Annotated in this window: 4 protein-coding genes; 3 read left to right on the plus strand and 1 reads right to left on the minus strand. The window is 65.2% G+C overall.

Features of this window, described 5'->3' with window-relative positions; translation table 11 throughout:
- Positions 1-129: 129 nt before the first annotated feature.
- Positions 130-456: a DUF6465 family protein gene (locus H6B31_RS16160; RefSeq protein ID WP_087292089.1), complete on the minus strand. Its 327-nt coding sequence runs from the start codon at positions 454-456 to the stop codon at positions 130-132.
- A gap of 288 nt (positions 457-744) precedes the next feature.
- Here H6B31_RS16160 and H6B31_RS16165 point away from each other — a divergent pair, with 288 nt between their 5' ends.
- The 3 genes from H6B31_RS16165 to H6B31_RS16175 all read left to right on the plus strand — a co-directional run bounded on the left by H6B31_RS16165 (position 745) and on the right by H6B31_RS16175 (position 4,905).
- Positions 745-2,262 carry a spore germination protein gene (locus H6B31_RS16165; RefSeq protein WP_204899442.1) on the plus strand — a complete coding sequence of 506 codons (1,518 nt, stop codon included), beginning with the start codon at positions 745-747 and terminating at the stop codon, positions 2,260-2,262.
- Positions 2,259-3,380 carry a Ger(x)C family spore germination protein gene (locus tag H6B31_RS16170; protein ID WP_204899443.1) on the plus strand — a complete coding sequence of 374 codons (1,122 nt, stop codon included), beginning with the start codon at positions 2,259-2,261 and terminating at the stop codon, positions 3,378-3,380. The genes H6B31_RS16165 and H6B31_RS16170 overlap by 4 nt, the downstream gene beginning before the upstream one ends.
- 346 nt (positions 3,381-3,726) lie before the next feature.
- Entirely contained in the window at positions 3,727-4,905 is a 1,179-nt protein-coding gene (locus H6B31_RS16175; protein WP_204899444.1) for a GerAB/ArcD/ProY family transporter, read from the plus strand.
- Positions 4,906-5,105 lie beyond the last annotated feature (200 nt).

Below are 5,105 nucleotides of genomic sequence, written 5' to 3' on the forward strand. Positions count from 1 at the left end.
GTTCCATTTTTTCGCCCCCATATCTGTTTCTATTTTACCAGATATGGGGGCTTTGTGCTTGTTTTTTGACAGACTGACCGGACGCCCCGAGGGGCGTCCGGTTTTTCGTTTGAAGCGGGGGAGGGATGCTTACAGATCCACCTTGCCGCTGCCCTCGCCGTTGACCACATAGTAAACGGCCTGGTCCTCGGGCTTTACATACAGGGCCAGAGTCTTGATCTCCTCGCCGGTCCACTGGGCCTTGACGGCGGCCACCATGTCCTCCTGGGAGAGCTCCTTGCCCATGTACTGCAGGGTCAGGGATACCTGGGGAGCCGCGGTCTTCTTGGCCGCGGGGGTCCGCTTCGCAGGAGCCTTACGGGTCTTGGCGGCGGGCTTCTTCTCCGCCTCCTGGGCGGCGGGAGCCGCCGTAGTCTCCGCGGCTGCGGTGGCCGCAGCCTTCTTGCGCAACGCCATGATACACACGTTCCTTTCCTTAGACAGCCGGGGCCGTCAGATTCATTGGTACTCCTATATTGTACCAGGAATTAGCCAGAGGGGAAGCGTCAAAATGACGATTCTTGTTTTCCCTCCGAAAAAAACTCCTGCCAATTTGTACATGTTTTTGGAGGAACCTTCCACAAAACGACCGGATTCGGGGGAAAAAGAGGGGCGCCGGCGCATCTCCGCCGGAGAAAGCCGGCTGGAAGGAGAATAGGCCCGGACGGTTTTTCCCATACTATCCCAGCGAGAGGAGGGAGCGCCATGGGCCTGTTTGAGCCGGAGCGGACAAACTCCGCCCCCCACCCCCGGAAGGAGCCCCGATTCCCGGAGCCCCTTTCCCGGGAAAACCTGAAAAAGGTATTTGAGGGCTGTGTGGACTATATGGAGCGGACGGTGTACCTCCACGGGGACCGGAAGCGGACGGTGACGGTGTGCTACCTCCTGGGCATGGCCCGGAACGAGCGGCTCAGCGACTATGTGCTCCGGCCCCTGGCCCAGGACCCGGCCCTGAGCCAGGTCCCGGAGGAGGAGCTGTTTGCCCGCCTCCAGTACGGGGCCCTATACAACCTGGCGGCCAACCGGCGGACCACCCTGGACGATGTGGTGAACGACCTGATCCTGGGCAGCTGCGCCCTGTTCTTTCCGGGGCAGAGGGACGCCCTCACCCTGCCGGTGGTCACCGAGGAGAAGCGGTCGGTGGGGGAGCCGGAGAACGAGCCCGCCCTGAAGGGGGTGCGGGAGTCCTTTGTGGAGTCCGTCCGCACCAACACCGCCATGGTCCGCCGCCATTTAAAGGCCCCCGAGCTGAAAATCCGGGAGCACATTGTGGGCCGCCGGTCCCGGACCCAGGTGGACGTGCTCTATTTGGAGGGCATCGCCGACCCGAACACAGTGGAGCGGGTGCGCCGGAGACTGGACGGCATGGACATCGACGGAGTGGAGGCGGCCGGGAATATCGAGGAGTACCTGACGGACCACCTGAACACCCCCTTTCCCACCATGCCCTACACCCAGCGGCCCGACCGCTTCTGCCAGGCCCTGCTGGAGGGGCGGGTGGGGCTGATGGCCGACGGCCTGCCCTTCGCCTGGATGCTGCCCGGCACCATCGACCAGTTTTTCAAAACCGGCCAGGATCGGGCCTTCCACTGGATGGCGGCCTCCGCCCTGAACGTGATCCGGTGGTTCTGCGCCTTTGTGACCATCCTGGTGCCGGGACTGTATATCGCCCTGGTCACCTTCCACCCGGAGGCCATCCCTGTGAAGCTGGCCCTGTCCATTGTGGCCGCCAAGCAGGAGGTGCCCTTCTCCACAGTGTTCGAGGTGCTCATCATGCTCCTGGCCTTTGAGGTGCTCCAGGAGGCGGGGCTGCGCCTGCCCAGCCCCATCGGGGCCACCGTCTCCATTTTAGGGGGGCTGGTGGTGGGCAACGCGGCGGTGGAGGCCCACATCGTCTCCCCGGCGGTGCTCATCGCCGTGGCCATCGCCGGGGTGGCCGGGTACGCTATGCCCTCCCAGGACTTCGCCGCCGCCCTGCGGCTGTGGCGGTTTTTATTGGCCATCCTGGCCAGCGCGGCGGGGCTGTTCGGCCTGGCGGCGGGGTGTGCCGCCCTCATCTACCACCTGGCCGGGCTGGAGACCTTCGGGGTCCCCTACCTGGCCCCCTTCACCAGCGGCGCGGGGGAGCCCCGGAGCCATCCCAGCCTGCTCCGGCCTCCTCTGCCCCGGATGAAGTGGCGGGACGGAGCCAGACACACCTTGAATCGGAGGAACCAGCGATGAAGCGAATGGGAGCGGCGGCTGCTCTGGCGGCGGTGCTGCTTTTGTCCGGGTGCGGAAAGGCCGCCCTGCCCTACGCCCGGGAGATGGGGGACATGGCCCTTCTGCGAACCATGGGGGTGGACGCGGGGGAGAAGGCGGGACAGGTGCGGGTCACCGTGTCCACCGGGAAGCGGGCCGCCGGCCTTCAGGGGGAGAGCCAGCCGCCCCTGATCCTTTCCGCTGCGGGGGAGTCCCTCAGCGCCGCCTGCCTGTCCATGCAGGGGTTGAGCGACAGCTATGTGTTTTACGGCTATGTGGATCAGCTTCTTCTGGGGGAGGAGGCCGCCCTGGAGGGGGTGGAGCCGGTGCTGGACTACTTCTCCCGGGACGTGGAGCTGGGGCTGGGGGCCCAGCTGTGGCTGGTCCGGGGCGGGAGCGCCCAGGCGGCCATCGAGGCCGGGGGCGAGACCGGGGTGGACAGCCGCCTGTCCACCCTCCAGACGGACAGCGAGATGGGGGTGGCGGGGATCACCCGGACGGCGGGGGAGGTGTTCTCCAGCCTGCTGGAACAGGGGTGCGCCTATCTGCCCGCCCTGCGGGCGGCCGGCGCGGAGGAGGGGGAGCAGACGGCCCTCCTGGAGGCCGGGTACGGGGTGCTGCGGGACGGAGCGCTGGCGGGCTGCCTGGAAGGGGAGAGCGCCAAGGGGCTGGAGCTGCTCACCGGCCAGACGGCGGAGGATATTATAGAGGTGGACCTGCCCTCGGGGCGGGCGGTGGCCCGGATCACGGAGGTCTCGACGCGGTGTGAGCCGGTCTTTCAGGGGGAGGAGCTGACCGGCCTGCGCCTCTACTGCCGGGCGGCCGCCGAGCTGGCCGAGTTCCATGAGCCCATGGATCAGGGGGAGCTCGCCCAGCTGCGGGAGGCTCTGGAGGAGCGGGAGAGCCTGCGGCTCCGGCAGGTGATGGAGCAGCTGCGCGCCTGGGGGACCGACTGCACCGCCCTGGGCAGCCAGGTGGCGCAGGCCAATCCGGCCCGATGGGAGAAGCTCCGGGGAGAATGGAAGGAGCGGTTCTCCACGATCCCCTATGAGGTCAGCGTCCAGGTGTTGGTGAGCCGCACCTACGGGGATTTGGCGTGAACCTTTCTAGGCCATGTTTGAAAAATGTCAACACGCCCAAACGGCGGGTCTTTTCTCGCTATGCTGCGTTCATTTTCCTTGCAATCCACCAAGGATTGCTGCGTCAAATTGCCTTGCCTAGCGAAAAAATCCCTCGCCGCTGGGCACATTTCCAATTTTCAAACAAGGCCCAGATTCCCGCCGGGCCCGCAGTTCTATGATCAACTGAGACTATGCTTACCGCTCGTGGGCCGCTGTCTTTATCCCTGCGGGAAAACAAAACAACCGGGGAAGAGGCAAAACGAAGTTTTGCATGAAGTTCTTTCGCTTCTTTTCTTCCAAGAAAAGAAGGAGGTGTGGTTTCAAAGTGGAGGACAAGCAAATCTCCCAGACTCAGCTGTGTGCCCTGCTGTGGGCGGGGCTGATGGCCCCGGCGGCGGAGCTGCTGCCGGCGGTGACCCTGCCTATCGCCGGACGGGGGGCGTGGCTGTCCGCTCTGGCGGCCCTGCCGGTGCTGCTGCTCCTCGGCTGGGGACTGGGCAGACTGGGGCTGCGCCACGGCGGGCTGGCGGGCGCCATCCGCTGGGGGCTGGGGCCGGTATTGGGGCGGCTGGCGCTCCTCCTCTATTTTATTTGGGGGGAGCTGCTGCTGGCCCTCCGGCTGCGGCTGTGCGCCCAGCGGCTCATCGCCTCCGGGGAGCGGGACGGCTCCCTGTGGTTCTTCCTGCCCGCGGCCGCCCTGCTGGTGCTGTGGATGGCCCGGGGCAAGCTGTCCGCCTTTGCCCGGGCGGGACAGGTGTTCCTGGCGGTTCTCCTCACCGCCGCCGGGGCGGTGCTGCTGCTCTCCCTGCCCCAGGTCAGAGGGGAGCACCTGCTTCCTCTGTGGTGGGGGGACGCCCTGCCGGTGCTCCGGTCAACGGTTCCGCTGCTGGGGGTGCTGGGCTACGGGGTCTTTGCCGCCTTCCTGCTGGGGGATACGGAGCCCTCCCCCCGGAGAAGGCGGGACTGGGCGCTGTGGGCCGGAGGGGGCTGCCTCCTGCTGGGGGCGGAGCAGGCGGTGGTCATCGGCAATCTGGGCCCAGAGCTGGCCCGGCGGCTGAACAGCCCCTTTTTTGCCCTGGCCAAAAGCGTGGGGGTGGAGGGGGCCTTCCAGCGAGTGGAGAGCATCATCGCCGCCCTGTGGACCTTTGCGGATCTGTCGCTGCTGGGGGGGCTGGCCTTTGCCCTGTGGAAGGCGGCAAAGCAGGTTTTTCCCAGGGCGAAGCAGAAACCGACGGTCACGGCCATCCTCATCCCAGGGGCCGTGCTGGGGATTGCCGCCTTTCCGGAGGGGGTGATGGCGGACGCCTTCGGCCGGGAGACCGCCCTGCTGGGCAATCTGATGATGGGGCTGGCACTGCCGCTTTTGGTGCTGGCCGTGTGCTGGGGGCGGGGAATGTTCCGTCACTCCCCACATTTTGTGTATAAAAGCGCGCAAAAGACAGAAGATATGGTTGCCGAAGAACAAAGTGAAAAAAAGACGGAAAAAACTGAAAAAAATGATTGACAAGGGAGGGAAAGTTTGCTATGATAGCGAAGCGCTTGCGGGAAGCGAGAGCGTCGCCCCTTCTGAAGCGAGTTGAGCGCGAAAATAAATCGAAAAAGATTTGAAAAAAGTGCTTGACAAAGCGAGGAAGCGGTGGTAATATAAACAGGTCGTCCGCGAGGGCGGCCGGGGAGTGAACCGGACGGTTTCCTCTTGGAAAA

Origin of the sequence: Pseudoflavonifractor capillosus, assembly GCF_016899775.1 — a bacterium.
GTDB lineage: Bacteria > Bacillota > Clostridia > Oscillospirales > Oscillospiraceae > Lawsonibacter.

Bases quoted from the DNA above. Each gene is read 5' to 3' on its own strand.
- H6B31_RS16160 (WP_087292089.1), bottom strand. From the start codon at position 456: ATGGCGTTGCGCAAGAAGGCTGCGGCCACCGCAGCCGCGGAGACTACG.
- H6B31_RS16165 (WP_204899442.1), top strand. From the start codon at position 745: ATGGGCCTGTTTGAGCCGGAGCGGACAAACTCCGCCCCCCACCCCCGG.
- H6B31_RS16170 (WP_204899443.1), top strand. From the start codon at position 2,259: ATGAAGCGAATGGGAGCGGCGGCTGCTCTGGCGGCGGTGCTGCTTTTG.